The 26,273-nt window shown below is 72.4% G+C and carries 19 protein-coding genes and 1 other RNA gene; 11 read left to right on the forward strand and 9 right to left on the reverse strand.

Annotated elements, in window-relative coordinates; translation table 11 throughout:
• Positions 1-13: 13 nt before the first annotated feature.
• The 3 genes from WME73_RS32580 (at position 14) to WME73_RS32590 (ending at position 3,504) form a co-directional block, all read left to right on the forward strand.
• Complete coding sequence (locus tag WME73_RS32580; protein ID WP_437740249.1) at positions 14-418, forward strand: PilZ domain-containing protein; 405 nt, start codon at positions 14-16, stop codon at positions 416-418.
• A gap of 48 nt (positions 419-466) precedes the next feature.
• Complete coding sequence (locus WME73_RS32585) at positions 467-2,710, forward strand: hypothetical protein (RefSeq protein WP_437912065.1); 2,244 nt, start codon at positions 467-469, stop codon at positions 2,708-2,710.
• A 230-nt stretch (positions 2,711-2,940) separates the two neighbouring features.
• Complete coding sequence (locus tag WME73_RS32590) at positions 2,941-3,504, forward strand: hemerythrin domain-containing protein (protein WP_437740251.1); 564 nt, start codon at positions 2,941-2,943, stop codon at positions 3,502-3,504.
• Positions 3,505-3,560: 56 nt separating this feature from the next.
• Here WME73_RS32590 and WME73_RS32595 read toward each other — a convergent pair whose 3' ends face one another.
• Positions 3,561-4,751 carry a hypothetical protein gene (locus WME73_RS32595; protein ID WP_437912066.1) on the reverse strand — a complete coding sequence of 397 codons (1,191 nt, stop codon included), beginning with the start codon at positions 4,749-4,751 and terminating at the stop codon, positions 3,561-3,563.
• A 73-nt stretch (positions 4,752-4,824) separates the two neighbouring features.
• Here WME73_RS32595 and WME73_RS32600 point away from each other — a divergent pair, with 73 nt between their 5' ends.
• Entirely contained in the window at positions 4,825-5,130 is a 306-nt protein-coding gene (locus WME73_RS32600) for a PilZ domain-containing protein (protein WP_437740253.1), read from the forward strand.
• 146 nt (positions 5,131-5,276) lie between these two features.
• Here the strand turns inward: WME73_RS32600 and WME73_RS32605 are convergent, their stop codons facing one another.
• From WME73_RS32605 to WME73_RS32615, 3 genes are all read right to left on the reverse strand, one after another.
• Positions 5,277-6,557 (reverse strand): FecR domain-containing protein, encoded by a 1,281-nt coding sequence (locus tag WME73_RS32605; RefSeq protein ID WP_437912067.1) that lies wholly within the window; start codon positions 6,555-6,557, stop codon positions 5,277-5,279.
• Entirely contained in the window at positions 6,554-7,528 is a 975-nt protein-coding gene (locus tag WME73_RS32610; protein WP_437740255.1) for an RNA polymerase sigma factor, read from the reverse strand. The genes WME73_RS32605 and WME73_RS32610 overlap by 4 nt, the downstream gene beginning before the upstream one ends.
• A gap of 304 nt (positions 7,529-7,832) precedes the next feature.
• On the reverse strand, positions 7,833-8,213 hold the full coding sequence (locus WME73_RS32615; protein ID WP_437740256.1) for a hypothetical protein: 381 nt from the start codon (positions 8,211-8,213) through the stop codon (positions 7,833-7,835).
• A gap of 115 nt (positions 8,214-8,328) precedes the next feature.
• Here WME73_RS32615 and WME73_RS32620 point away from each other — a divergent pair, with 115 nt between their 5' ends.
• Positions 8,329-9,180, forward strand: a complete 852-nt coding sequence (locus WME73_RS32620; protein ID WP_437851165.1) for a purine-nucleoside phosphorylase — start codon at positions 8,329-8,331, stop codon at positions 9,178-9,180.
• Positions 9,177-9,641 carry a cytidine deaminase gene (cdd, locus tag WME73_RS32625; RefSeq protein ID WP_437912068.1) on the forward strand — a complete coding sequence of 155 codons (465 nt, stop codon included), beginning with the start codon at positions 9,177-9,179 and terminating at the stop codon, positions 9,639-9,641. Before WME73_RS32620 ends, cdd begins: the two co-directional genes overlap by 4 nt.
• Positions 9,642-9,675: 34 nt before the next feature.
• Here cdd and WME73_RS32630 read toward each other — a convergent pair whose 3' ends face one another.
• Both WME73_RS32630 and WME73_RS32635 read right to left on the reverse strand, forming a co-directional pair.
• Positions 9,676-13,008 (reverse strand): response regulator, encoded by a 3,333-nt coding sequence (locus WME73_RS32630; protein ID WP_437912069.1) that lies wholly within the window; start codon positions 13,006-13,008, stop codon positions 9,676-9,678.
• Positions 13,009-13,238: 230 nt separating this feature from the next.
• Positions 13,239-14,363, reverse strand: a complete 1,125-nt coding sequence (locus tag WME73_RS32635) for a 6-phosphofructokinase (RefSeq protein WP_437740260.1) — start codon at positions 14,361-14,363, stop codon at positions 13,239-13,241.
• 315 nt (positions 14,364-14,678) lie between these two features.
• Between WME73_RS32635 and WME73_RS32640 the strand changes: the two genes are divergently transcribed.
• Positions 14,679-15,908 (forward strand): lysylphosphatidylglycerol synthase transmembrane domain-containing protein, encoded by a 1,230-nt coding sequence (locus WME73_RS32640; RefSeq protein ID WP_437740261.1) that lies wholly within the window; start codon positions 14,679-14,681, stop codon positions 15,906-15,908.
• An 80-nt stretch (positions 15,909-15,988) separates the two neighbouring features.
• On the opposite strand, the gene WME73_RS32645 is transcribed toward WME73_RS32640, so the two are convergent.
• Positions 15,989-17,473 carry a Do family serine endopeptidase gene (locus WME73_RS32645; RefSeq protein ID WP_437740262.1) on the reverse strand — a complete coding sequence of 495 codons (1,485 nt, stop codon included), beginning with the start codon at positions 17,471-17,473 and terminating at the stop codon, positions 15,989-15,991.
• Between the two features lie 261 nt (positions 17,474-17,734).
• On the opposite strand from WME73_RS32645, the gene proC reads away from it, so the two are divergent.
• Positions 17,735-18,592 carry a pyrroline-5-carboxylate reductase gene (gene proC, locus WME73_RS32650; RefSeq protein ID WP_437740263.1) on the forward strand — a complete coding sequence of 286 codons (858 nt, stop codon included), beginning with the start codon at positions 17,735-17,737 and terminating at the stop codon, positions 18,590-18,592.
• A 173-nt stretch (positions 18,593-18,765) separates the two neighbouring features.
• Positions 18,766-19,230, forward strand: an RNA gene (gene rnpB, locus WME73_RS32655) — RNase P RNA component class A.
• Positions 19,231-19,296: 66 nt separating this feature from the next.
• Here rnpB and WME73_RS32660 read toward each other — a convergent pair.
• Both WME73_RS32660 and erpA read right to left on the reverse strand, forming a co-directional pair.
• On the reverse strand, positions 19,297-20,148 hold the full coding sequence (locus WME73_RS32660) for a sigma-70 family RNA polymerase sigma factor (protein ID WP_012238497.1): 852 nt from the start codon (positions 20,146-20,148) through the stop codon (positions 19,297-19,299).
• Positions 20,149-20,605: 457 nt separating this feature from the next.
• Positions 20,606-20,929: an iron-sulfur cluster insertion protein ErpA gene (gene erpA / locus WME73_RS32665; RefSeq protein ID WP_437740264.1), complete on the reverse strand. Its 324-nt coding sequence runs from the start codon at positions 20,927-20,929 to the stop codon at positions 20,606-20,608.
• 599 nt (positions 20,930-21,528) lie between these two features.
• Between erpA and metH the strand changes: the two genes are divergently transcribed.
• The gene (gene metH / locus WME73_RS32670; protein WP_437740265.1) at positions 21,529-25,296 is read left to right on the forward strand and encodes a methionine synthase; all 3,768 of its coding nucleotides are present in this window, start codon (positions 21,529-21,531) and stop codon (positions 25,294-25,296) included.
• A 117-nt stretch (positions 25,297-25,413) separates the two neighbouring features.
• Positions 25,414-26,220 carry a class I SAM-dependent methyltransferase gene (locus WME73_RS32675; RefSeq protein ID WP_437740266.1) on the forward strand — a complete coding sequence of 269 codons (807 nt, stop codon included), beginning with the start codon at positions 25,414-25,416 and terminating at the stop codon, positions 26,218-26,220.
• Positions 26,221-26,273 lie beyond the last annotated feature (53 nt).

Genomic DNA, 26,273 nt, shown 5'->3' on the forward strand with positions numbered 1-26,273 from the left:
TAGGGTGGGTCCCGTGACGGATGCTGACCGCCGCTCGGCCCATCGCGCCGCGATCGAGCTGAGCGTAGAGTACAAACGGCTCAACACGTTCTTCGCCGACTACACGCGCAACATCTCGAAAGGCGGGACGTTCATCCGGACGGATCGCCCGCTCGCGATCGGCACCGAGTTCGTGTTCGCCCTCTCGATCCGGAACCTGGCCGAGCCGCTCCGCCTTCGCGGGCGGGTGAAGTGGATCGTCACGACCGCCGAGGCGACAGAGTCGGCTCCGGCGGGGATGGGGATCGAGTTCCAGTACACGAGCGAGGCGGAGCGCGCCGCCACCGAGGCGGTGGTCGAGCAGCTGATGATGAGCGAGCTCGGCGAGACGCTCGCCTCCAAGCTGCTCGGCCGCAAGCTCGGCGACGGCTCGCGGTAGCGCCTCCGAGGGGTGCGCTCACGCTCCCCCCGTGTACACTGGCTCGCAATGTCGCTGCCGCCCCTGTTCCCTCGGCGCCGTCTCGCTCGGGGTCTCGCCGCGCTCGTCCTCGCGCTCTCTCCCGTCGCCTGCGGGGCCTCTGGCTCGCCGGGGGCGAAGGGGCCGCCAGGCGCCGAGGGCCGCGTCGCTGCCGTCGAGGTCCGCGACGCCGATTTCTCTGCCAGCCTGTTCGCGATCGTGCGCGACGGCAAGCAGAGCCCGCAGCGCACGGGCCTGCTCATCGGCGTGGTCCGCAGGCAGCTCGCGCACGCCGCCGGGCGCTTCAACGCAGGGCAGCCCGACCGGGCCGTCGAGAGCGTCCTGGGCGCGCTGGCCCTCGTCCGTCCCGGCGAGGGGCGCGCCGAGATGATCGACGCCGTGGGCGAGCGCGCCATCGCCGGCGCGATCGAGCGGCTCAGCCCGCGCGGCGACGAGGGGCGGGTGCGGGCCCTCATGGAGCTCCGCTCCGCCGCGCTGCCGAGCGGGAGCCGGGCCCGCGCCGAGAGCGACGAGCACCTCGCCGCGCTCGAGCAGTGGATGAAGGAGACGCGCACCGGCGGGCCGCTCGAGCAGCTCGGCGCGGATCAGCGCGCGGCCGTCTCGCGCGCCCTCGTCGACGGCCGCGCGGAGTCGATCCAGCGCGCGGCCGCCGCCACCGTGGCGTGGATCGATCGGGCGATCGAGTTCAACATCGAGTACCGCCAGGGCGGCGCGAGGCCGGAGCGCGAGGAGGCGGTCGAGGCGGCGCGCGCGCTCGAGTCGGGCGGCGCGAGCCTGGCGGCGCTGTTCCTCCGCTTCGGCGACGCGAAGGGCGCGATCGATCAGATCGACCGCACGAGCGTGCGCCGGGTGATCCCGCCCGGCCTGTACCAGCGGCTCAAGGCCGCCGCCTCCGACGACGACGCGGTCTCGTGGCAGGCGCTCGCCGCCGCCTTCGCGCAGCACGAGGCGCAGGAGCGCGACGCCGAGACCGGGATGCGGCAGGATCTGCTCGACGGGGCGATCTGGGGCGCGGCCCTCGAGGCCTACCGGCGCGACCCGCAGAACTACGACAGCGCCACGCTCCTCTCCCAGGTGATGATCCGCCTCGGCATGTCCGAGGCGACGCCGCTCGTGATCGTCGGCGCGCTCGGCGACCGGCCGAGCCCGGGCGCGCTCGGGGCCGCGCTCGGGCTCGTGCTGAGCGCGCTCTCGGAGGAGGCGTCGAACGACGATTTCGACGCGGCCCGGCGCACCTACAACGCGGCGGGGCCGCTGCTCGTGCTCGCCGATCGCGCGGCGCGCGGCGGCGGCGCGCTCGATCCGTCAGGCGCCCGCGTCCGTTCTCTCATGGCGTCGCTCGAGCTGCGCGCCGGCAACCTCGTGGCCGCGCTGCCGCTGCTCCGCGCGGCGACGGCGGCCGAGCCGACGGTCAACGGGCTCACGGTGCTCGCGATGGCCGAGCGGCAGTCCGGCGAGCCCCAGGCGGCGCTCGAGGACGTGCGGCGCGCGCTGGGAGCGCCGGACGCGCGCAGCGCGCCGCTCGAGATCATCCAGGCGCACCTGCTCGCCTTCGAGCTCCACCGCGACGCTGGCACGCAGGACCGGGCGAAGGAGTCGCTCGACGCCGCGCTCGCCGCCGCGCTCGACACCCGGCAGCGCGCCCGGGATCCCGGCGCCAAGGCGCGGACGGAGCGGCTGCTCGGGCGCATCCTCGACGGCTATGGCGACGAGAAGGGCGCGACCCGGGCGTACGATCGGGCGTTCGCCCTGGTGGCGGCCGAGCCGCCGCAGCTCGGCGCCACGATGCTCGACGCCGTGGGGCGCGCGCTCGTGGAGCGCGATCTCCCCGCCGCCCGACGGGCGCTGAAGCGCGGCCTCGAGGCGAACGTGGACGAGGACGATCTCATCTACGGCGGGCTCTGGGTCCTTCTGCTGGAGCGCGCCCTCGGCGTCGCGACCGACGGCACCGCGGGTCGCGCGCTGGACAGCGCGACGAGCCGCGCATCCTGGACGGGAAAGCTCGCGGCCTGGGCGAACGGTGGGCTCAGCGACGCGGATCTCGGCAGGCTCGCCCGGAGCGCGGCGCAGCGGGTGGAGGCGCAATTTTACACCGCGATGGCCAGGAAGGCGGCGGGTGATGCCGGCGCGGACGAGCGGCTCCGCGCGGTGTCGAAGAGCCCCGTGATCGACCTGCTCGAGGTGCACCTCGCGCGCGAGATGCTGGCGCCCGCGCTGCACCTCGATCTGCCCCGCAACGCGGGCCTTCCGTAGAACGCGCCAGCGATCCCGCGCGGGATGACCGGCGCCGGAGGTGCGATACGGTCTCCGCTGGTCAGGTGGCGAGTTGGTCGGATGACCAGCGCACAGCGCGGAGCGCGCGACGCCGCGCGCGCGACGCGCGCGCGACGCGCGCGCGACGCGCGCGCGACGCGGAGCGCCAATCGCGCGCGGAAGGAATAAAGGGCTTCCACGCGTGCGCCTTGTCGTTCGATCATCGATGAATGTCCGATGACCGGATCGATCCGCTCGAGAAGCTCGCCGCCGCTCACCGGAGCCTGGAAGAGAACCTGAACGATCTCGCGCGCGCCGCGCGCGCGCTCAGCGATCCCCGCGGGCGCGCCGCCGCGCTCGAGGGTCTCTCCAGCGTGGTGTCCTACTTCGAGCGGTCGATGAGCCGGCATCGCGAGGACGAGGAGCGCTCGCTGTACCCGCGGCTCGCGGTGCTCGAGGCGATCGCGCCGACCCTCGATCGCCTCCGGCAGGAGCACAAGGCGCAACAGCGCGCGATCGATGCGCTGCGCGCCGCGATCGACAGAGACGGCGGCCCCGAGGCCGTGGAGGCGATCCCCCAGCTCATCGAGGACCTGCGCGCTGCGCACCAGCGCCATGTGGAGAGCGAGGAGCAGGAGGTATTTCCGGCCGCTCGCCGGTTCCTGCAGGCCTCGGCCAAGCAGGGGATCTGGAACGAGATGGAGACGCGCCGAGGGCGCGGCGGGCAAGGCAACCCGGCCAAGGGCATCAGCGGGCGCCCATACCGCCCCGGCGGGATACGCAGGGGCCCGTAGGCCCGCCCCGGGGGATGCGGGCGCGACCGATCGGCGCGGCCGACGGGAGACCGTTCCTAGAATTGCTCCTCGCGCGCGCGCTCGAGCGCGGCGCGCAGGTAGTTTTGCGCTCGAAGCGTGTACGCCCCGTCGGGGTGCTGGTCCAGGTGGCTGCGGAACGCCTCCGCCGATTGCATGAAGCTCCCCAGCCGATAGAGCGTGACACCGCGGGCGAGGTGCCTGGGATAGGAGGGGTCGAGCGCGGCGAGCTCGTCAATCTTCTTCAGGCGATACTGCTCCTCGGCGCGCCGCGCCTCCGCTGCGCGGAGCGCCGCCGCGGGTGCGCGCGGCCCCGACCCACCCGCCTGCGCAAGGCGCGCCGCCGTCTCCTCGTCGGGAGGAGCCGGGAGGGTCTGCGCGCTCCTCGCGGCGACGAGCGGGTGCGCGAGCAAGAACTTGAACAGCGCGCGCTCCTCGTCGAGCGCCGGGGCGAACGGATCTCGCTGGACGCCGACGATGGCGCTCCAGCGCTTCTTGAAGAGCACACCGAGCGCGACGCCATCCATGGCGACGCGGCGGGCCCCCTCCCCGCCGCCGCGCGGCGGCGCGTCCCCCTGCCCCAGCCAGGCGTTTCGGCGGAGCAGCCCGAGGAAATCGCCGCCGAGCTCGCGGAGCTCGTCGGACTCCTCGCCGGTCGCCTCGAAGCGGCGCACCTCGCGGACGAACGCTCTCAGCTGGTAGGCGCGCAGCCGGAGCACCGCCTCGTCCCCCTGGGCGAGCGCGCGGCCCATGGCGTCGATCACGCGCGCGCGCGCGGCGAGGAGCTCGGCCTCGGTGTGATCCGCGTCGGCGTCCACGAGCCCGAACGCGCGGACGGCGGAGCCGAGCTCGCGCACCTCGGCGTCGAGCCCGAGCTCCTCGGCCTCGCGGGCGCGCGTGATGTCCGCGTCTCGCACGCGCGCGAGGGCTCGCGCGTCGGCGAGCGGCAGCGGCAGCTCGGCCGGCTCGACCGACCGCGGCACAGCGAGGATCGCCGCGGACCCCGCGATGAACACGGCCACGAGCCCCGGCTCCCAGCCCTCGAGGTGCCGCTTCCAGCCGCGGCGCGCCCCCGCGTCGGCCCTCGTGGACGACGCGACCGCGACCGCGGGGGTGCTGCTGCCGCTGTTGTTCGATCGGCTCGAGCGACTCGAGCGGCTCGATCGGCTCGAAGAAGAACTCGAGCGCGGCTCCCGGCGCTTGACAGCGACGCTCTCGGCTCGCGACATTGATCGTCTCCTCTGCGCTCCAGAATACCCCACGCGGCGCGCCTCAGCGCCGCGCAGCTAGCCAGCGAGGAACGTGCGAGATCACCGGAAGCACCCGCGCAAGCAAATCGAGATCTCGATCGCGTTCCGGATCGGTGACGGCCCGCGCGTCGACGCGATATGCCGCGACCTCAGCCTCGGCGGGATGTTCATCGAGACGAGCTCGCCGGCTCCCTTCGGCGCGACCGTCGAGGTGCTGCTGTCCCTGCAAGGACTGAAGCAGGTCGCCGTGATCCCGTCGGTGGTGCGATGGACCACCCCTGAGGGGATGGGGGTACAGTTCAGCATGATGGGCGCGCGAGAAACCTACGCGCTCACGCAGCTCCTCGGCTCCCTCTAGAGCGGCGGTCACCCGCACAGGAAGAGCGGCGGTCACCCGCACAGGAGACGGGCCCAGATCGGCGTTTTCGGCGCGCAAGCGCACTCCGGTGCGCTGAGCACCGAAAACGTCGAGATGGGCCCGTATCCGAAGCGGGTGACCGCCGCTCAGTCGTCGATGGTCAGGGGGATGTCGAGCTGCCTCGAGCCTCCCGCGAAGCGCCCTCGGTAGAGGCCCTCGGCGCAAGCCTGCAGCGCCGGCCGGAGCGGCGGGTTGAAGCGCAGGGCGGCGACGCTGCCGTCGGGGCGCACGGAGACGTGCAGCGTCGAGACGATCGATCGGCGGACCGAGGACCTGCCGCCCGCGCTCTCGCGCGCGAAGCAGCTCGACAGCAGCGACTGCACGGAGGCCGGCGTGAGCGCCGGCGAGCCAGACGCCTCCTGCGCCTCCGGGACCGGCGGCGCGGCGGCGGGCGGGGGCTCGGTCGTCAGCGGCGACAGCAGCGCAGTCGGCTCGGCGACCGCAGGGGCGGCGGGCTCCTCCGCGCGAGCCACGACCGCCGGGGCCAGAGCGGCTCCGCCCGGCAGACGCGCGCCGACGGACGGCTGGGGCGGAGCGGGTGCAGGCGCCGGCTCCGGCTCCGGCGACGCGACCGCGGCGGCGCCTTCCTGCGGCGCGGGGCGCTCGAGGAGGCGCGCCTCGCGGCCGCCGTCGAGCGAGAAGGTGCCGCGCGACGGGCCGACGAGGAGGTGCGCGGTGGTCGCGCCGCGGTACGCCGCAGGGCCGACCGCGACGGTGCCGTGCTCCACGTCGACCTCCACGCGGCCCTCCAGGCGGGTCACGGTGAAGAGCGTGCCGTGCACCGCGACGCGGGTGCCGTCCACCTCGACGGCGAACGCCTCGACGAGCCCCTCCTCGGGCGCGCGCGTGACGACGTCGGCGCGCACCGAGCCTCGCTCGAGCGAGATCACGTGGCCGACCCCTGCCGCGCCCACGGCGCGCACGACGGCGCGGCTGTCCGGCAGGAGCGTCCAGCGCACCGAGCCGACATCGACGAAAGAGACCGCGTGGTCCGCGGTCTCGACGGAGTCGCCGGGCCGGAGGGCGCGGAAGTCCAGGTCGCCGGACGCCCGGTCGCCGCCGGCTGCCACGGGGACCTCGGCGAGATCGCGGGCGCGCGGCGGCGTCGACGTCGCCGTGACGGGCGGGGCGGAGCGCCCGGCCGCGAGGACCGCGAACGCGATGGCCGCCGCCGCCGCCGCGAACCCGAGCGCGCGCCCGAGCGGCGAGCGCTGCTGCGGCGCGGCGCGGTGGACCGGAGCGGCCCGCTCGATCCGCGCGAACAGCTCGCGCTCGATGGTCTCCCAGCGCGGCTCGGGCGGCTGCTCGGCGCGGAGCAACCGCTCCATGTGCTCGCGTGCCCGGTCGTAGTGCTTTGCGCCGCTCATGCGTCCTCCGCGTCGACAGCCGATGGATCCGCCGCGGGGTATCCCACGGCGGCGCCCCCCACGGAAACGCGCGTGCGCGCCGCTGCCGGCCCGGCGCCATCCGCCTTGTCCGCGCCGCCCTCGGCCAGCTCGGCGGCGAGCTGGGCGAGCGCGGGCTCGGCGCGCATCATCGCCTCGATCTCGCGGCGCGCATAGAACAGGCGCGTCCGCACCGTCAGGACCGGCGCGCCGACGATCTCCGCGATCTCGTTCGGCGGGATCCCCTCGAGCTCGTGCAGGACGTAGACGACCCGCTTCTTCTCGGGGAGGCGCTCCAGCACCCGCCGAAAGGCGTCGATCCTGCGAGCGCGAGCGGCGTCCTCGTCCGGGAGCATGCCGCGGTCCACCTCGATATCGGCGCCGAGCTCGCCCACGAACACCGGCCGGCAGCGCGCAGCGCGCCGCGCCATCAGCACGGCATTGACCGTCACCCGGTGGAGCCACGTCGTGAACTTCGATTGCCCGCGGAAGTCACCCAGGCTCCGGTGCACCTGGATGAACACCTCCTGGATGACGTCCTCGACGTCGGCGGTCGGCCCGAGCATCCTGAAGACGAGGCGCGCGACGTCGCGGCGGTAGCGGCGGAAGATCTCCGCGAACGCCGTCGGGTCACCGCTCTGGAAGCGGCGGATCCACTCGCCCACGTCGTCGGGCTCGGTCACCTGCGGAAGCCTACCCGCCCCCTCGGCGCTCATGGAGCTCGACGGAGAGACGAGGAGCGCCGGACGACGAGAGCGGTCACCGCCCGCGAACGCGACGTCGAGCGGCGCGTGGGCGTCTCTGGCAGCGCACTCGGGCAGGTCGTCGCCACGGCCGTCCGGCGCAGCCGCGTCAGCAGGGAAGAACGACCGCGAGAGGTGCGCCCACAGCGCCCCCGTCTCGACCGCCACGGTATGCACGGAGAGCTCTGGTGCGCCGAGCCGCCGGATCATTCATGGCGCCGCACGGCTGCTCCACAAGGGCAGCGGTTACGCCGAACGCAGAAAAGTTGTTCCTTGAGCCACATTGGCGCGACCTTCCGGCGCATGATCTTCATCGCCGTATCGCTGACCGTGGCCCTCGTCGCCGCCGACCTGCTCGATCTGGGCTCCCGCCGCCGCGATCGCGTGTAGCGAGCGCCTTCAGCCCCTGACAAAAAGGGGCCCGGCTGAAGCCCGCGCCGGCCTCAGGCCAACGAGCGCTCCAGCCGGGCGAGTCGAGGAGATCGCGGCGCCGTCCGGGTCGTCCCCGTCGGCTTCAGCCCGCGGCCTCGGCCCCCGCTGCGCCGCCCTTCTTGGGCAGCTCGAAGAGCGCCGACAGCTCGACCTTCTCCTGCTTCTTCTGCTCTAGGACCCGGTTGACCGCGCGAAGAACGCGCGTCTTCGCGGGGCCGCTGATCGCCTTGCCCTGCAGCGCGGCGCTCAGCGTGCGGTCGGTCACGGGACGACCGCTGCGCGGCTTCTTGGCGCTCGCCGCCTCCTTCTTCTTGGCGGCGTCCTCGCTGCCACGCGCCAGCCGCTTGGTCAGGCGGATCGCCCGATCCTCCGGCTGCAGCCGCTCGATCTTCACCGACGCCGCGATGATGCGGCGGGGGTCGATCTTCTTTTCCTTCAAGAAATCTTCGATCTTGGTGCCCATCGTCGTCACTTGCCCCGAAAGGGCGGCGACCCTATCACGCGCGGCGCCGCCGTGCATCTGCGACGTTTACGCTGCGACGTTTACCCTTTGCGCCGCCCTGGGGTAGCTTGTCACGGTGACCCTCCTGCCTGAGCTCGACGAAGCCGCGCGCGTCATTCGTGAACGAATTCCAGCGCCTCCGCGCGTTGGTGTGGTGCTCGGATCGGGGCTCGGCGGCTGGGGCGACGAGCTCGCCGAGCTCGTGAAGGTGCCCTACGCGGACATCCCCGGCATGCCCCGGCCGGCCGTCGCCGGGCACCCCGGCTTCCTCTGCGCCGGCCGCGTCGGGGACGTGCAGGTCGCCTGCCTGCAGGGGCGCGCGCACCTCTACGAGGGGCACCCGCTGGCGAAGGTGGTGTTCGGCGTGCGGGTGCTCGCCCGGCTCGGCTGTCGCGCCGTGCTCCTGACCAACGCGGCCGGCGGCATCAACCCGGGGTTCGCCGCCGGCGACCTCATGCTGCTCACCGATCACCTGAACCTGATGGGAGCGAACCCGCTGGTCGGGCCGAACGACGAGGCGCTCGGCAAGCGCTTCCCCGACATGACCTACGCGCACGATCCCAGGCTGATCGAGCTCGCGAAGACTGCGGCGAGCGACACGGGCGTCGCCCTGCGCGAGGGGGTCTACGCCGCGCTGCTCGGACCGACGTACGAGACGCCCGCCGAGATCCGGATGCTGCGCACGCTCGGGGCCGATGCGGTCGGGATGAGCACCGTCCCGGAGATCATCGCGCTCAGGCACATGGGCGTGCCCGCCGCGGCCATCTCGTGCGTCACGAACCTCGCCGCGGGGCTGACCAAGCGCGAGCTCGACCACAAGGAGGTCGAGGAGACCGCCCGGGAGGCGCGCGCCCGATTCACGGCGCTGCTCTCGACGTGGGTCCGCCGCGTCGGCGCCGACGTCGCGGCCGGGAGCACGGCGTCGTGAGCCGCCCTCCGCGCGACGCCAGCGACGCGCTCACCTCGGCTGAAGCGGCGCACGCGATCGACTGGGACGCGCTCGACCAGGCCGCCCTCGCCGTCCGGACGCGGGCGCACGCGCCGTACTCCAGCTACCGGGTGGGCGCGGCGATCCTCGTGCGATCCGGCCGCGTGTTCACCGGCTGCAACGTCGAGAACGCCTCGTACGGGCTCACCATCTGCGCAGAGCGCTCCGCCATCGTGCAGATGGTCGCGGCCGGCGAGCGCGATCCGATCGCGCTCACCGTCGCCACCAGCGGGCCCGTGCTCGGCAGCCCGTGCGGGATGTGCCGGCAAACCCTCGCCGAGTTCGCCGTGGATTTCCCGATCCGCCTCATCGCCGCCGAGGCCGACGGCGTGGCGCCGCGGACCACCTCGCTGTCGGCGCTGCTCCCCGAGGCGTTCGGGGCGGCCGCGCTCTCGCGCTGATCGCCCCGAGCGCCCTCCAGGGAGCGCCGAGGGCTCACTCGATCGAGAGCGCCTCGGCTTGATCGATCTGCGACAGCGCCGCGGCGAGCGCCTCCCGCGCGCGCTCGAGCGAGACGCGGTCCTCACCCCACTTCGAGCGTGCCTTCTGCAGGCGGGCGCGCTCGACGGCCAGCTGCTCGGTGAGCTGCTCGCCGTGCGCCCGCAGGGTGTCGCGCTCCTCGGTCCGCTGCGAGAGCTGAGCGCCGAGCTCGCTCCCACGCCGCTCGGCCTCGGCGAGCCGGCCCTGGAGCGCCTCGATGGATTGCGCCCGCTCGGCGAGCTCACCCAGCAAGCGCTCGCGCTCCGCGGCAGCCGCGGAGAGCTCGCCCGCGCGCTGCTCCAGCTGCCGATCGAGCTCCTGCGTCCGGGCCTCGAGGTCCGCGATCTGGCTGCGCGCTTGCCCGAGCTCCGTGGAGAGCCCGCGGGCGACCTCGTCCAGCTCGCGCCGCTGCGCCGCCCAGGCGGCCTCCCGCTCGGCGGTCTCGGCCTGGTGCGCCGCGCGCGCGTCGGCGAGCGCCTGCGCGTGCGCGGCCTCGAGCTGCGCCTGCCGCTCGGCGGCGCGCGCCTCGAGCTCGACCACCCGCTTCGCGTGGGCCTGCTCGGCGTCGCGGACGGCCTGCTCGCGCTCCTCGATGAGCTCGCGCTCCCGCGCCGCGAGCTGCGTTGCGAAGCTCTCGCGCGCGGCCGCGAGCGCCCTCGCGTGCTCCTCCGTCTGCTGCGCGATCGCCCGCGCATGCTCCTCGGCCTGCCCCTCGAGGGCGCGCGCGTGCTCGGTCTGGAGGCGTTGCAGCGCGCCCGCGTGCTCGCGATCCCGCCGTCCGATCTCGTCCGCGTGCTCGCTCCGGAGCCCCTCGACGGCGCTCGCGTGCTCGCCCCGCAGCGACTCCAGCGCGGACGCGTGCTCGCCCCGCAGCGACTCCAGCGCGGACGCGTGCGCGGCCTGCTGCTTCTCGATCGCGGCGGCGTGCTCGTCGCGCGCCCCCTGGAGCGCGGCGGCGTGCTCCGCCTGAGCGCGCTCCAGGGCGGCGGCGTGCTCGCTTCGCACCGTGTCCAGCGCAGCGGCGTGCTCCCGGTCGCGCCGCTCCGCCGCGGCTTCGTGCTCGCGCCGCAGCGCCTCGACGGCGGCCTCGTGCTCGCGCCTCGACGCGTCGAGCGCCCCGGCGTGCTCGGCCCGCAGCCCCTCCATGGCGGCGGCGTGCTCGGATTTCGCCCCCTCCGCCGCCGCCGCATGCTCGGCCCGGAGTCGGTCCAGCGCCGTGGCGTGCTCGCCGGCCAGCTTCTCGATGGCGCCGGCGTGCTCGCCGGTCAGCTTCTCGATGGCGCCGGCGTGCTCGCCGGTCAGCTTCTCGATGGCGCCGGCGTGCTCGCCGGTCAGCTTCTCGATGGCGCCGGCGTGCTCGCCGGTCAGCTTCTCGATGGCGGCGCGGTGCTCGGCGGCCTGCTGCTCGCGCCGGGCGGCGTGCTCGGCGTTGAGCCGCTCCACCTCCGCCCGGTGCCCCGCGGCCGCCTGCTCGAAGCGCTCGCGCTCCACCTGCGCGCTCTCCTCGAGCTCGCGCTGCGCTGAGGCCTCGACGGCGGCGATCGCTTGCGTCTTCTCGTCCGCCGCCGCGCGCAGCGCCTCCGTGTGCGCCGCCTCCGCGTCCATCAGCGCCTGCCGGGCCGACGAGAGATCGGCGTCGCGGGCCACGATCTGCCCCTGCAGCTTCTCCGCGCGTGCCTTGAAGTCGTCCGCGCGCTTCGCGGCGAGCTCCTTGTCCGCGCGGAGCGACGCGACCTGTCCGTCGAGGTCCTCGCTCGCGCGCTCGAGCTCCAGGATCCTGTCGACCTGATCGGCCTTCTCTCGCTCGAGCGACAGCGACTGATCCCGGAGCTCCAGCAGCTCCTTGTCCTTGCGCGACATCTGGTCGCGGAGCGCGAGGATCTCTTTGTCCTTCTTGTTGAGCGCCTCGCGCAGATCCAGGAACTCGCGGCTCGACACGCCGCCGGGCCTGGAGCCGGCGCCGGCGCCGGACGCGAGCTTCACCTTGAGCTCGTCCAGCTCGCGCCGCAGGCGGGCCGCCTCCTGGCTGCCGTCGTTCGTCGAGGAGAGCTCTCCCTCGAGGCGGAGCGAGGTCGCGCGCGCAGCCGCGACTTCCTTGGTAAGGCGGACGATCTCTCCCTTGGACCTGTCCAGGTCGCCACGCAGGCGCTCGATCTCGGCCGCGTCGGCGTCGGAGCGAGGCGGCGCGGGCGGCGCAGGGGTCAGCCGCCCGCGCTCGGAGATCGGAGCCCGGTACGCGGCACCGCGCTCGGAGACCGGAGCCCGGTACGCGGCACCGCGCTCGGAGACCGGCGCCCGGTACGCGGCCACCGGCGACGAGCTCACGGGCGGCGGCGCCGAGGCCGGCACGGGCGTCTTCGTGGGCGCCAGCGTCCGAGACGACGGCGCGACCGAGGGCCTGACGTCGGTGCGCTCCTCCTCCTCGTCGCGGATCAGCCGGGTGAACGCGCCGCCGATGAACTCCTCGATGTCCTCGTCCGACTTGCGGGCGTCCGACCGCGCCGCGGCGCCCTGCGGAGGCCTCGGCGGAGCTGACGCCCGGGCACGATCCTGCGCAGCGGCGGCAGGGGGCGCCGACGGCACGGCAGACGGTGTGGCGGCAGACGGCGGCACCGCGGACGTCGGCCTCGGCGCGGGGGGCGGCGGCACCGCGGACGTCGGCCTCGGCGCGGGGGGCGGCGGCACCGCGGACGGCGTGGCGCCAGCGGCAGGCGGCGGCGGCGCCGCGGACGGCGGCCTCGGCACTGGCGGCGGGACCGACGGCGCAACGGCGGGCGGAGGCGCGACGCTCCCGGGCGTGCCGTCCGAGCCCACGGCGGCCGTGATGATCGTGGGATCGCCGGAGTCCTCGTCGATGTCGGCCTCGAGCACCTCGGCCTCATCGATCATGATCGGATCGGCCTCCGCGTCGTCCCCGTCGATCGGGACGTAGTTGCGGATGTGCTCGAGGAGCTCGCCGAACGCGATCGGCTTGTGGATGTAGTCCTCCGCGCGCGTCCTGAGCTTGCGGTGCTGCTCGAACGTCTCTTCGCTCGACTCGCTCGACATGATGACGAGCGGGACGTCCTTGAGCTGCACGTCCTTCTTGAGCTTGTTGCAGACCGAGAAGCCGTTCATGCGCGGCAGCTCGATCGACAGCAGGATGAGGTCGGGGCGCTCGGCCGCTGCCGCCTGCAGGCCGACGTTGCCGTCGTCGACCACCTGAACGGTGCAGCCGAGGCGGCCCAATTCCGTGCGGAGCTCCCCGGCAAACGCCGGATCGCTCTCAAATACGAGGACTTTCGTCATGTTCCGGGGTGTGCGCGGGTTCGGAGGGGAAACCAAGATATCGGCCCCCTTCAACGAGTGTCAAACACGAGGCTGGCAGCGCAGCTCAGATCGCGCGGCCGCCGTCCGCCTGCCAATCCTGCCGACGGGGCGCCGAGCGGAAATCGCCCGGCCCGGGGGCGATACCGCACAATCCTACATAACTCTCGCCGAGGAGCAGGGAGACAGCGGAAGACCCGCGCGCTCGCCGATCAGGGCGCGACGAAGTGGCCGGGCGCCTCGTCTCCAAAGCACAGCCCCATCTCACGGGCGGTGACGACCGTGTCCGAGTCGAGCGGCACCGTCTTCGTCTTGCCGGCGACCTCCTCGAGGGGGACGAGCTCGATCCGGTTCGAGCGCAGCGCCACCATCCCGCTGCCGCAGTCCTCGACGAGGCAGCGCGCCGCGGCCGCGCCGAAGCGGAGGGCGAGCAAGCGATCCGCCGTCGTGGGTCCGCCGCCCCGCTGGAGGTGGCCGAGCACCATCGAGCGCGCTTCCTTGCCGGTGCGGGCCGCGAGCTCCTTGGCCACGCGCTCGGCCACGCCCCCGAGCACGGCGGTGCGGCGGAACGCGTCGCCCGCGTCCTTGATGATCAGCTCGCCCCCTTGCGCGTACGCCCCCTCGGCCGCCACGACGATGGAGAAGCGGCGCCCGCGCGACTCCCGCAGGCGGATCTTCTCGGCGATCGCCTCGAATCGGAACGGGATCTCCGGCATCAGGATGGCGTCGGCTCCGCCGGCGATCCCGGCGTTGAGCGCGATCCAGCCCGCGTGCCGCCCCATCACCTCCACGACCATGATCCGCTCGTGCGCCTCGGTCGTGGTGTGGAGCCGGTCGAGCGCCTCGGTCGCGATGGAGACCGCCGTGTCGAAGCCGAACGTGAGGTCCGTGCAGCAGACGTCGTTGTCGATCGTCTTCGGTACGCCGATGACGAGGGGCAGCCCGCGCTGGAGCAGCTGGTGCGCGATCCACATGGATCCGTCTCCGCCCACCGAGATGAGCGCGTCGAACCCCTCCGCGCGAAACCGCCGCACGAGATCCTCGGATCGATCCCGGGGGACGAGCCCGTGCTCGCCAGGCGTCGGGTAATGGAACGGATCGCCGCGGTTCGCGGTGCCCAGGATGGTGCCCCCGAGGTGCGCGATGCCCCGGACCCGCTCGCGATCCAGGCGGATGAGCCCATCCGGATCGTCGTCGAGCAACCCGCGGTACCCTTGCCGGATCCCCCAGACCTCCCAGCCACGCTCGAGCGCGCCGAGCGTGGCCGCGCGGATCACAGCGTTGAGCCCCGGCGCGTCGCCTCCGCCGGTACTGATAGCGATCTTTCGTGCCGCCATGAGGCTCGCAGCATCGCGAGCCGCCCCCGGCGACGCAATAGACATCTCCTCGACCTGGCCTCGAAAGGCACGGATGCGCGTCGCGATTCGACGGAGCGACGGCGGCGAACGCGGCGCGCTGGACGAGCCCGGGGGACGCGGCGAGCGAGGAGCGCCTGCGCGAAGCGGCCTTCGCACCCGGCGCGCGTGCGCCGTGTGGTCGGGGCCGCCACGGGAGGGGTGTCGATCCGGAGGAGCGCAGGCATGACGGTCGCGAGCGCCGGCGACAGGGTATAGGGGCGTGCGCATGCGATCACCCCGGCTGCGTGCCCCTGTATGAACCGCGCCACCCTGATCCGAGGCATCCAGGTCATCGTCACGCTCACGCTCGCGTCGTTCGCTTACGTCCTCTACAGCGAGATCCACGACAAGCAGGCGAGCCTCGCCGCCGCGTTCGCGCACGTGCGCCCGGGCTGGCTGCTCGTCGGCGCCGTGCTGGCGCTGCAAGAGGGCGTGTTCGGAGGCCTCAGGATCTGGACCCTCGGGCGCGTCCTCTGGCCCGAGCTCCGCGTCCGTACCGCGGTGACCTCGGAGTTCGTGCTGATGTTCTGCGCCGGGGTGACCCCCGGACAGGCCGGCGCGGCGCCGTCGCAGGCCGCCGTGCTCGTGCACGGCGGCATGCGGCTCGTCGACGTGGCCACGGCGGAGCTGCTCACCGCCTCGTGCACGATCACCTTCTTCCTCCTGTCTGCCGTGGTCATCTTCGTGCTGCAGCAGGGCGGGATGCTGGTCGTGCAGGCGGGCTCGCAGATCGAGTGGCTGCTCCTCTTCACCGTCGTGATGTTCGGCTCGGCCCTCGTCGCGCTCATCGCCGCGGCGGCGTACCCGCCGCTCCTCAAGGGGATCGTCCGCGCGCTGTCGGTGCCGCTCGGGAAGCTCCTGCGCGCCGCCCTGCTGGGCGCCCGGCGCGTGCCCCGGCTGCGGGCCCGCGCCGAGGCCGCGCTCGCCGCCCCCGGCGCCACGACCGCGCGCCTGCTGCTGGGCGTGGACGAGTTCCACCACGGCTTCCGCATCTACATGCGCCGCGGCAAGCGCGCCTACGCCGCCGCGCTGCTGCTCACGTTCGGCTTCTTCTGCTCGCGGTTCGCCGTCGCCTACTTCATCCTGCTCGGGCTCGGCATTCCGACCTCGCCCTCGACGTTCGTCTCGGTAGGCCCGCCGATCGTGCAGGTCGTCCTGATCCAGACGCTGCTCAACTTCGCGCTCTACATGACCCCCACGCCCGGCGCGAGCGGCGTCGCCGAGCTCGGCTCGAACGCGCTCATGTCGCCCTGGGTCCACGGCGCGTTCGTGGTGCCCTACGTCGTCCTCTGGCGGGTGCTCACCCTGTTCCTCTGCATGTTCGTCGGGGGGGTCTACGTCTTCCGCTACCTCGGCACCGACGTGCTCGAGGAGCGCGTGAAGCAGACGGAGGCGGAGAAGCGCGCGCTCGCGGAGGCGGCGCGCGCCGCGAAGGCGCCGCTGGGTGGAGAGGACACCACCGATCGGCAGCAAGGCGTGGGGTGACGCGGGAATGGGGGGGCGCGGTCGGCGCGGCTGGCGCAGGGCGGCTCGCGCCAGCCGCGAAAGCCACGCCCGGCGCAGGATCAGCGCGCGGAGATCGGCACGGCCGCGAACTGGACGAGCTTCCCGCGCCGCACCTTGAGGAGGGCGACGGACCCGTCCTTGAGCTTGGCGATGGCCGCCCGGAGGCCGGCGACGTCCTTCACCGGGGCGCCGTTCACCTCGAGGATCACGTCGCCCACCTCGATCTCCTGGACCTTGCTGCCCGAGGCGAGCCCGTCGACCCGCACGCCGCCGCCCGGGGCCTCGGAGACCTGGATGCCGAGCTTCTCGGCGCTCAGCTGGCGCTCGGGCCGCGCGCCCTGGCTCGGCCGCGCGCGGCCCGCCGCGTCGCCCTCCTCGTCCTGGAGCGCGTCCAGCTTGGCCACGACCTGTTGCTGCTTCTGGGCGCGCACCAGCGTCACCGCGATCTCCGAGCCGGGCGCGTTGCGCGCCACGTTGCGCCGCAGCTCCTCGGCGTGGTGGATGGGGACGCCGTTCACGTTCACGATCACGTCGCCTGGCTTGATGCCGGCGCGCGCGGCTGCGCCGCCCGGCTCGACCTCGGCGACGAGCGCGCCCCGAGGCCCGTCGAGCTGGAGCGCCGCGGCGAGATCGCGCGTGACGGGCTGGAACAGGAGGCCGAGCTTGCCGCGCTCGACGAAGCCCTTCTCGCGGAGCTGCGGGAGCACGTCCTTCAGCGCGTCGATCGGGATTGCGAAGCCGATCCCGTTCGCGCCCGCCCGGATCGCGGTGTTGATGCCCACGACCTCGCCCCGCCAGTTGAACAGCGGGCCGCCGCTGTTGCCCGGGTTGATCGACGCGTCGGTCTGGATGAAGTCGTCGTACGGCCCCGCGCCGATCGCGCGCGCCTTCGCGCTGACGATGCCGAGCGTGACCGTGTGGCCGAGCCCGAAGGGGTTGCCGACCGCGAGCACGTGCTCGCCGACCCGCAGCTGCTCGCTCGCCCCGAGCGGCGCCACAGGCAGGCCGCTCGCGCCCTTCAGGCGGAGGAGCGCGAGATCGAGCTTGGGATCGCGGCCGACGACCTCGGCCTCGAACTCCCGCTCGTCGGCGAGCCGCACGCGGACGCCGGACGCGTCGTGGATGACGTGCTCGTTCGTCACGACGTAGCCGCTCGGGTCGATGATGAAGCCGGTCCCGAGCGCCGTCTGCGTCGGCTGCTGGCCCCGCGGGTTGAGCCGTCCGCCGCCTTGCGGACCGAAGAAGAACTGGAAGGGGTCGAGCCCTTCGGGCCCCTGGACCTCATGCGTCGTCGTGATGTTGACGACCATCGGCTTGACCCGATCTGACAGGGCGGCGACATCGAAGGTGGCCGGCACCGGCGCCGTCGCCGGCGGCAGCGTCACGGTCGCGACCGGCGGCGCCGCGGCCTGCGGCGAGGCGGCGGCCTGGGTGGAAGGAGGCGTGGCGTGGGCCTGTTGACCGCAACCGCCGATGGCCAGCGCCGCCGCCGTGAGCAGCGCGAGGGCCGAAGCGCGAGGGCGATAGGAAACCGCTTGAATCATGAAATCTCCGTCGGGCAGTCGAAGGGTCCCGTCCTGCCATCGACGAACATGGGACCGACTGCGTTCATTCCGCCGCACCAATAACGCCGCAGGCTCGGCTGACAAGAGTGATCGCCTCGGTCCGGGCGAGCGGGCCCCGCGCCTGTCTGCACGTCCATGGCGGCACGCGCGGCACGCAGCCGCGCGGCGGTGTCCGTCGAGATTTGAGCCGCGCGCTCGGCAAGGCTGCTAGGGTGCGCGCTCCTGGAAGCGAGGCGAGCGATGGCGAGCGATGAGGGTCTGCTACGAGGGCGCAAGATCGGGTTTCTTGGCGGCGGAAACATGGCCGAGGCGCTCATCCGCGGCCTCGTCCAGGGGGGCGCCGTGGGCGCGGAGCAGATCCGCGCGAGCGATCTCAAGAGCGAGCGGCTCTCCTTTCTCCACGGGCGCTACGGCATCGAGACCACCGAGGACAACGAGGCGCTCTGCCAGTGGGCCGACGTCCTCGTCATCGCCGTCAAGCCGCAGGTCGTCGATCGCATCCTCGCCCCCATCTCGTCGGGGCTCGGCCGCTCGGACGTCGTGATCTCGGTGGCGGCCGGCGTGCCGATCGACGCCATCGAGGCGCGCCTGCCCGAGGGAGCGCGCGTCATCCGCAGCATGCCGAACACCGCGGCGATCGCGCTCGCCGGCGCCACGGCGATCGCCGCCGGGAGCCACGCCACGAGCGAGGACGTCGAGATCGCGCGGACCCTGTTCCAGGCGGTCGGCCGCGTCGTCGTGCTCGACGAGTCGCTGCTCGACGCGGTGACCGGCCTGTCGGGCAGCGGGCCCGCCTACGTCATGGTGATGATCGAGGCGCTCGCGGACGGCGGCGTGAAGGTCGGCCTCGGCCGGGACGCGGCGCTGCTGCTCGCGGCGCAGACGGTGTACGGCGCCGCCAAGCTCCAGCTCGAGACCGGCGAGCACCCCGGCCGCCTGAAGGACATGGTGACGAGCCCCGGCGGCACGGCCATCGCGGGGCTCCACACGCTCGAGGCAGGCGGCCTCCGCCGCACCTTGATCGACGCGGTGGAGGCGGCGTCCAACCGCTCGGCCGAGCTGGGCGCTCAGATGGCGCAGAAGCTCCGCCGCACCTGAGCCTGACCAAGGAGCGGGCCTGTCCCCGAATGCTGACCACGAGCAGGGGAGCAACAGCGCCACCGCCGGAGCTTGGCTTTGAAAGGACAAGACACTCCACGGCATGCAGTCGCGCCCGTTCTCCGACCTCAGGTGTTGGCGTTCGACCGGCTCTTGACTATGTTCGCCGCGTCGCAGCGGGACAGGCGATCGCCGGCGGACGGGGAAACCCGGCCGCGGGAGGAAAGTCCGAGCTCCGCAGGGCAGGGTGCCGGGTAACGCCCGGTGAGAGCGATCTCGAGGAAAGTGCAACAGAGAACAGACCGCCGCGCCGCGCGCTTGGCGAGGGCAACGAGCCTCCTGCCCGGATGGGCTGGGCTCCGAGCCTCCGCTGGCTCGCCGCGCGGCAAGGGTGAAACGGCGGGGTAAGAGCCCACCGCGCCCTTGGCAACAAGGGTGGCACGGCAAACCCCACCTGGAGCAAGGCCGCGTAGGGAGGCGTCCGCGACGGCGACAGCCGCCGCGGCAAGGGTTGCCCGCCCCAGGCCTCCGGGTTGGCTGCTTGAGGCGCGCGGCGACGCGCGTCCTAGAGGAATGATCGCCGGCGCGAGGGGGGCGACTCCCCGCGCAACAGAACTCGGCTTACGTCTCCTGCGACCACGAAGCTCCGCCCCGGCGGGGCTTCGTGCTTTTGTGCTCGCCCGCCGCTCACCTGTGGCAAGTCGCTACGCCGCCAGCGGCTGGAGCCGGTCGCGCAGCTTCTTCTTGGCGCGCGCCTCGAGCTGCCGAGCCCGCTCGCGCGACACGCCCAGGCGACGCCCGATCTCGGCGAGCGACAGCTCCTCCTCGGGATCCGCCATCATCCGGGTCTCGACGATGTACCGCTCGCGCGGGTCCAGGTTCTCCACCGCCTGCGTCAGCCGCTCCCGGAGCAGGGCCCCCTCCTCCGCGCGCGAGAAGCGCTCCTCCTGGTCCTGATCGTCCGCGGGCAGCGTGTCGACCAGCGAGCGGGCGCCGTCCTCGAACACCTTCGTGTCGAGCGAGACGTCCCGGGCCTCCAGCCGGTGAGCCATCTCCAGCACCTTCTCCGCGGGCGCGCCGAACTTCTCGGCCAGCAGCCGATCCCCCTCCTCCCCCTCGCCCACGAGGCCCGCGATGCGCGCCCGTTCCCGCCGCAACCGGAAGAACATCTTCGAGCGGAGCGGGCCCGAGCCCACGCCGACCAGGCTCCAGGAGTGGATGACGTGGTTCAGAATGTACGCCCGGATCCAGTAGGCCGCGTAGGTCACGAAGCGGTTTCCGCGGTCCGGGTCGTACTTGCGGATCGCGTGGACGATCCCGAAGTTCCCCTCGGCGATGAGGTCGGCGAGCGGGATCCCGTAACGCCGGTAGCTGATCGCTATCGAGACAACATGCCTCAGGTTTGCGAGCGCGAGCGCGGCTGCGGCCTGCTCGTCGCCGTGGTCCCGCCACCGTCGAGCGAGCTCGACTTCTTCCTCGCGCGACAGCTCCGGGATCTGCCGAACATGCGTGATGTAGCGCGAAACCGCGCTGGCCTGATCTCGGGACGTTTGCACAGGGTTTCCTTCGAGGTCCGAAGACCCCGGTTCGGTTGGTGAGGCCGGCCGACGCCGGACCCCGTCTCCTGCTGTCGAGGTCGGCCGGGGCCGGACCTCGATCGCGTTGATCGCTTCGCCGGCACTTGCCGCCGACGTGGTTGGTTCGAGATTCCGAAGAGAGCAGCCCACCCAGGCTGCGATGCAGCTGGCATGCCGCCCCGGGCGGGCAGCTTGTACACCATGGCTGCGAAGCGCTGGCGCACGCGCCTCAGGCGCGCCCGAGCGAGGGACGAGCCAAACCGAAGGCGCTAGAGAGCCAGGAAGGCCGCGATGCTCCGGGCAGACGCGCTCACGCGGCCCGTGTGCATCTCGCGTAGGCCGCTCGAGAGACGAGCGGCGCGAGCCAGGACGGAAGCGACGCCCGCGAAGAGAGCGGGCGCCCGATCAGAGGGGAATCTGACGGAAACGAACGGAATCAGACGGAGAACGAGGAGCCGCAGCCGCAGGTGCTCTTCACCGACGGGTTGCTGAACTTGAAGCCCGAGCCGTGGAGGCCTTCCACGTAGTCAATCTCCGTGCCGTCCAGGTACTGGAAGCTCAGCGGGTCGATGTAGAGCTTGATTCCCCTGTCCTCGAACTCCTCGTCGAACTCCGTCGGCTTGTCCTCGAAGTACAGGTCGTACGAGAAGCCGGCGCACCCACCGCCCACGACGCGCAGGCGCAATCCCTGCCCCATCAGCTCCTCCGCTGTCGCGATCTCCATCACCTTCTCGGCTGCCTTCTCTGTGATCGTGATCATCCTGGAATCTCCTCTGCGTGCTTTGTCGGCGGGGGACGGCAGGTCCTGTCTCGGGGGGCGTTCGCCCCGCAGCAAGGCGAACCGTGCGGTGAGCCCGGCCGGCCGTGCCCTGGGGTGGGGTGCTCAGGGCTCGCCAAAGATACGCACCTTCAGCGATGTCCGCCAGTGCCTCAGCCGGAGCGGCGTCAGGCGGCGCCCTGGCCGCCCGTTCGTCCATGGATGACCACCAGCTCGCCGCTCGCCCGGCGCGCGCCCTGCTGCCAGTGCGCCCAGACGCGACCACCCGGTCGGCCATCCAGCAGCATCGCGCAGCGTGCACAGCAGCGTGCACAGATGAGCCCGCGGCAGGGACCGCCGCCATCGCCCGCTCGCAGCCGACGCTTGACACCGGCAGGCAGGCCCGGCAGTCTTCAATCCGTTAATCCGGATTGAGAGATTAAATATTTCGGTCCATGTCCGCCGCGTGGGACGGGCCTCGACCGTCCCCTGGACCGCAAGCCGGGCGACGACGGGCCCCGGGCCGCCCAGCCCTCGCGGCAGAACGGCTGCCCTGCGGCCGCAGCGCCCACGGGAAAGAAGCCCAGGAGATGAGCAGAGCCATGAACGGAAGCGAACGCCCCGCGCGCCTCGAGGAGATCCTCGAACACCGGATCCTGTGCCTCGACGGCGCGATGGGTACGATGATCCAGCGCTACCGCCTGGACGAGGCCGACTACCGCGGCGAGCGCTTCCGCGACCACGCGATCGATCTCAAGGGCAACAGCGATCTCCTCGTGCTGACGCGGCCGGACGTCATCGCCGAGATCCACGGCGCGTACCTCGACGCCGGCGCCGACATCATCGAGACGAACACCTTCACGGGCACCTCGATCGCCCAGGCCGACTACCGGCTCGAGTCGCTCGCCTACGAGATCAACCTGACCGCGGCCCAGATCGCCCGGAAGGCGGCCGACGCGTGGACGGCGCGCACGCCCGGCAAGCCGCGCTTCGTCGCGGGCGCGATGGGGCCGACGCCGAAGACGCTGTCGATCTCGCCGAGCGTGAACGACCCGTCGTTCCGCGCCGTCGGCTTCGACGAGCTGCGGCGGGCGTTCGCGGAGCAGGTGCGCGGGCTCGTCGACGGGGGGGTCGACGTGATCCTCGCGGAGACGTTCCTCGACACGCTGAACATGAAGGCGTGCCTCGTCGCGATGGAGGAGGTCTTCGCGGAGAAGGGGCGGCGCCTGCCGATCCTGCTCAGCGTGACGATCACCGACAGGAGCGGCAGGACGCTCTCCGGCCAGACGATCGACGCCTTCTGGACGAGCGTGGAGCACGCGAGCCCGCTCAGCGTCGGCCTCAACTGCGCCCTCGGCGCGAGCGACATGCGGCCCTACCTCGTGGATCTCGCGAAGCTCGCCCGGGCGCGGGTGAGCTGCTACCCGAACGCGGGCCTCCCCAACGCGTTCGGCGAGTACGACGAGCTCCCGGAGACGACGTCGCGGCTGCTCGCGGAGTTCGCGGAGAGCGGGCTCGTGAACATCGTGGGCGGCTGCTGCGGGACGACGCCGGATCACATCCGCGCGATCGCCCGGGCGACGGCGGAGCTCCGGCCGCGGCCCGTGCCCGCGGACCGCGACGGCTTCGGGCGCTTCGCCGGCCTGGAGACGCTCGTCATCCGACCCGACACGAACTTCCTGATGATCGGCGAGCGGACCAACGTGACCGGCTCGGCCCGGTTCATGGAGCTCATCAAGAAGGGCGACTTCACGACCGCGCTGGAGGTGGCGCTCGATCAGGTGCGCGGCGGGGCGAACCTCCTCGACGTGAACATGGACGAGGGCATGCTCGACTCCGAGCAGGCGATGACGACCTTCCTGAACCTCGTCGCCACCGAGCCCGAGATCGCCCGCATCCCGATCATGGTCGACAGCTCGAGGTGGTCGGTCATCGAGGCGGGGCTCAAGTGCATCCAGGGCAAGGGGATCGTCAACTCGATAAGCCTCAAGGAGGGGCCCGAGGACTTCCTCGAGAAGGCGCGCGCCGTGCGGCGCTACGGGGCGGGGGTCGTGGTGATGGCCTTCGACGAGATCGGCCAGGCCGAGACGGTGGAGCGCAAGGTCGCGATCTGCCAGCGCGCGTACAGGCTGCTCACCGAGGAGGCGGGCTTCGATCCGCAGGACATCGTCTTCGACCCGAACATCCTCGCGATCGCGACCGGCATCGAGGAGCACAGCGACTTCGCGAAGAACTTCATCGAGGCGACGCGGATCATCAAGGCGACCTGCCCGGGGGCGCGCGTGAGCGGCGGCGTGTCGAACCTGTCGTTCTCGTTCCGCGGGAACAACGTCGTCCGCGAGGCGATGCACTCGGCCTTCCTGTTCCACGCGATCCGGGCCGGAATGGACATGGGCATCGTGAACGCGGGGCAGCTCGCGGTCTACGAGGACATCCCGAGGGATCTGCTCGAGCGGGTGGAGGACGTCCTCTTCAACCGGCGCCCGGACGCGACCGAGCGGCTCGTCGAGCTCGCCGAGCAGGTGAAGGGCAAGGGCAAGAAGAAGGAGCTCGACCTCGCCTGGCGCGACGGCCCGGTCGAGGAGCGGCTCTCGCACGCGCTCGTGAGGGGGCTCGTCGACTTCATCGAGGCGGACGTGGAGGAGGCGCGGAGGAAGTACGAGAGGCCGCTCTCCATCATCGAGGGGCCGCTGATGGACGGGATGAAGGTCGTCGGCGAGCTGTTCGGCGCCGGGAAGATGTTCCTGCCGCAGGTGGTGAAGAGCGCCCGCGTGATGAAGCGCGCCGTCGCGCACCTGCTGCCGTTCATGGAGGCCGATAAGGCCGCCGGGGGCTCGTCGTCGCAGGGGAAGGTCGTGATGGCGACCGTGAAGGGCGACGTGCACGACATCGGCAAGAACATCGTGGGCGTGGTGCTCGGGTGCAACAACTACGAGGTGATCGACCTCGGCGTGATGGTGCACCAGGACAGGATCCTGGAGGCGGCGCTCCGCGAGGAGGCCGACATGATCGGGCTGAGCGGCCTCATCACGCCGTCGCTCGACGAGATGGTCAGCGTGGCGCGCGAGATGGAGCGGCGCGGAATCCGGCTGCCGCTGCTCATCGGCGGGGCGACGACGAGCCGGCAGCACACGGCGGTGAAGATCGCGCCGGAGTTCAGCGGGACGGTGGTGCACGTGCTCGACGCGTCGCGGGCCGTGGGCGTGGTGTCGAGCCTGCTCGATCGGGCGAACCGGCCGGCCTTCGACGCGCAGAACCGGGAGGAGCAGCGCCGGCTGCGCGAGCTCTTCGCGAGGAAGCGGGCGAAGCCGCTCGTGACGCTCGCCGCGGCGGACGGGGGGCGGCTCGAGATCGCGTGGCGGCCCGAGGACATCGCGAGGCCGTCGTTCACGGGGCGCCGCGTGGTGGAGGTGCCGCTCTCGGAGGTCGCGAGGTACATCGACTGGACGTTCTTCTTCACCGCGTGGGAGCTCAGGGGGCCGTTCCCGCAGATCCTGGAGCACCCGCAGTACGGCGAGGCGGCGCGCGAGCTGTTCGATCACGCGCAGAAGGTGCTGCAGCGGATCATCGAGGGTCGCCTGCTCGAGGCGCGGGGCGTCTACGGCTTCTGGCCGGCGAGCGGCGAGCAGCGGGACATCGTGCTCTACGCGGACGAGGCGAGGGAGCGGGAGCTCGTCCGGTTCAACATGCTGCGCCAGCAGCAGGTGAAGGGGCAGGGCGGCGCCGAGGAGGACGGAGACGGCGGCGACAAGGCCGCGGGCGGGGTGAGGCCGCACCTGTCGCTGGCCGACTTCGTGGCGCCGCGGGAGCGCGGGCTCGCCGATCACGTCGGCGCGTTCGCGGTGACGGCGGGGCTCGGGCTCGACGAGATCGTGCGCGCGTACGAGAAGGACAAGGACGACTACAGCGCGATCATCGCGAAGGCGCTGGCGGACCGGCTCGCGGAGGCGTTCGCCGAGCTGCTCCACGAGCGCGCGCGCAAGGACTGGGGGTACGGCGCGGGAGAGGCGCTGACGAGCGAGGAGCTCATCGAGGAGAAGTACCGGGGGATCCGGCCGGCGTTCGGGTACCCGGCGTGCCCGGATCACACCGAGAAGCGCAAGCTGTTCGCGCTGCTCGACGCGCCGTCGGTCGGCATCGAGCTGACGGAGAGCTGCGCGATGACGCCGGCGGCGAGCGTCAGCGGCATCTACCTGGCGCACCCGAAGGCGCGGTATTTCATGGTGGGGCGCCTCGGCAGGGATCAGGTCGCGGACTACGCGAAGCGCAAGGGGATGACGGTCGAGGAGGTGGAACGGTGGCTGTCGCCGAACCTGGGGTATGACCCGAAGGCGGCTGTCGAGGGGGAGAGCGCCGTCGTGGCGGCGTGACGGCGGACGGAAGCGGCGATGTGCCCAGGGGCGCACATTGCGGCGCAGGGACGGCGTCCGAGCGCGGCAGCGATCCGACGCAGACCGCGCGACGAACGTTGTGATAACAAGTTCCCCATGTCCGAAGCCGACTGGTTTGCGCTGAACCGCGCCGCCTGGAACGCGCGCACCCGCGTGCACCTGGCCTCGAAATTCTACGATCTGGCCTCGTTCCGGGCCGGCGCGAGCTCTCTCAAGCCGATCGAGCTCGAGCAGGTCGGCGATGTGCGCGGAAAGACGCTCCTCCACCTGCAGTGCCATTTCGGGCAGGACACGCTCTCCTGGGCGCGGCAGGGCGCCCGCGTCACCGGGCTGGACCTCTCCGACGAGGCCATCACGGCGGCGCGCGCGCTGGCGAAGGAGCTCTCGGTGGACGCGCGCTTCGTCGAGGCCAACGTCTACGACGCCCCCGAGGCACTCGGCGGCGAGACGTTCGATATCGTCTTCACCTCGTACGGCGTCCTCGGGTGGCTCCCGGACATGACGCGCTGGGCGCGCGCGGCCGCGGCGTGCCTGAAGCCCGGGGGCGTCCTGCACGTCGTCGAGTTCCACCCCCTCGTGTGGATCTTCGACAATGCATTCGAGCAGATCGCCTATGACTACGATGGGCACGGGGAGCCGATCGTCACCGAGGAGACAGGCACATACGCCGACAGGAGCGCGCCCGTGACGCTGAAGGAGGTCGGCTTCAACCACGGGATCGGGACGGTGGTGTCGGCGCTCCTCGACGCGGGCCTCACGCTGGAGCGCCTGCGCGAGCTCGACTGGTCCCCCTACGACATCTTTCCGGACATGGTGGAAGGACCGCCAGGGCAGTTCCGCATGAAGAAGTTCGAGCGCCGACTGCCGCTCGTCTATGCGCTCGCGGCGCGACGGCGCCCCTGAGAGCGGCGCGAGCCCCTCGCACGCTCAGGGCGCCGTCGTCCCCCGGCCGCGGC

The sequence above is a fragment of the Sorangium sp. So ce302 genome (assembly GCF_051530145.1).
Classification (GTDB): domain Bacteria; phylum Myxococcota_A; class Polyangia; order Polyangiales; family Polyangiaceae; genus Sorangium; species Sorangium cellulosum_B.

Coding starts and splice junctions, on each gene's coding strand:
- WME73_RS32585 (WP_437912065.1), top strand. CDS start 467: ATGTCGCTGCCGCCCCTGTTCCCTCGGCGCCGTCTCGCTCGGGGTCTC.
- WME73_RS32590 (WP_437740251.1), top strand. CDS start 2,941: ATGTCCGATGACCGGATCGATCCGCTCGAGAAGCTCGCCGCCGCTCAC.
- WME73_RS32595 (WP_437912066.1), bottom strand. CDS start 4,751: ATGTCGCGAGCCGAGAGCGTCGCTGTCAAGCGCCGGGAGCCGCGCTCG.
- WME73_RS32605 (WP_437912067.1), bottom strand. CDS start 6,557: ATGAGCGGCGCAAAGCACTACGACCGGGCACGCGAGCACATGGAGCGG.
- WME73_RS32610 (WP_437740255.1), bottom strand. CDS start 7,528: ATGATCCGGCGGCTCGGCGCACCAGAGCTCTCCGTGCATACCGTGGCG.
- WME73_RS32615 (WP_437740256.1), bottom strand. CDS start 8,213: ATGGGCACCAAGATCGAAGATTTCTTGAAGGAAAAGAAGATCGACCCC.
- WME73_RS32630 (WP_437912069.1), bottom strand. CDS start 13,008: ATGACGAAAGTCCTCGTATTTGAGAGCGATCCGGCGTTTGCCGGGGAG.
- WME73_RS32635 (WP_437740260.1), bottom strand. CDS start 14,363: ATGGCGGCACGAAAGATCGCTATCAGTACCGGCGGAGGCGACGCGCCG.
- WME73_RS32640 (WP_437740261.1), top strand. CDS start 14,679: ATGAACCGCGCCACCCTGATCCGAGGCATCCAGGTCATCGTCACGCTC.
- WME73_RS32645 (WP_437740262.1), bottom strand. CDS start 17,473: ATGATTCAAGCGGTTTCCTATCGCCCTCGCGCTTCGGCCCTCGCGCTG.
- proC (WP_437740263.1), top strand. CDS start 17,735: ATGGCGAGCGATGAGGGTCTGCTACGAGGGCGCAAGATCGGGTTTCTT.
- erpA (WP_437740264.1), bottom strand. CDS start 20,929: ATGATCACGATCACAGAGAAGGCAGCCGAGAAGGTGATGGAGATCGCG.
- metH (WP_437740265.1), top strand. CDS start 21,529: ATGAACGGAAGCGAACGCCCCGCGCGCCTCGAGGAGATCCTCGAACAC.
- WME73_RS32675 (WP_437740266.1), top strand. CDS start 25,414: ATGTCCGAAGCCGACTGGTTTGCGCTGAACCGCGCCGCCTGGAACGCG.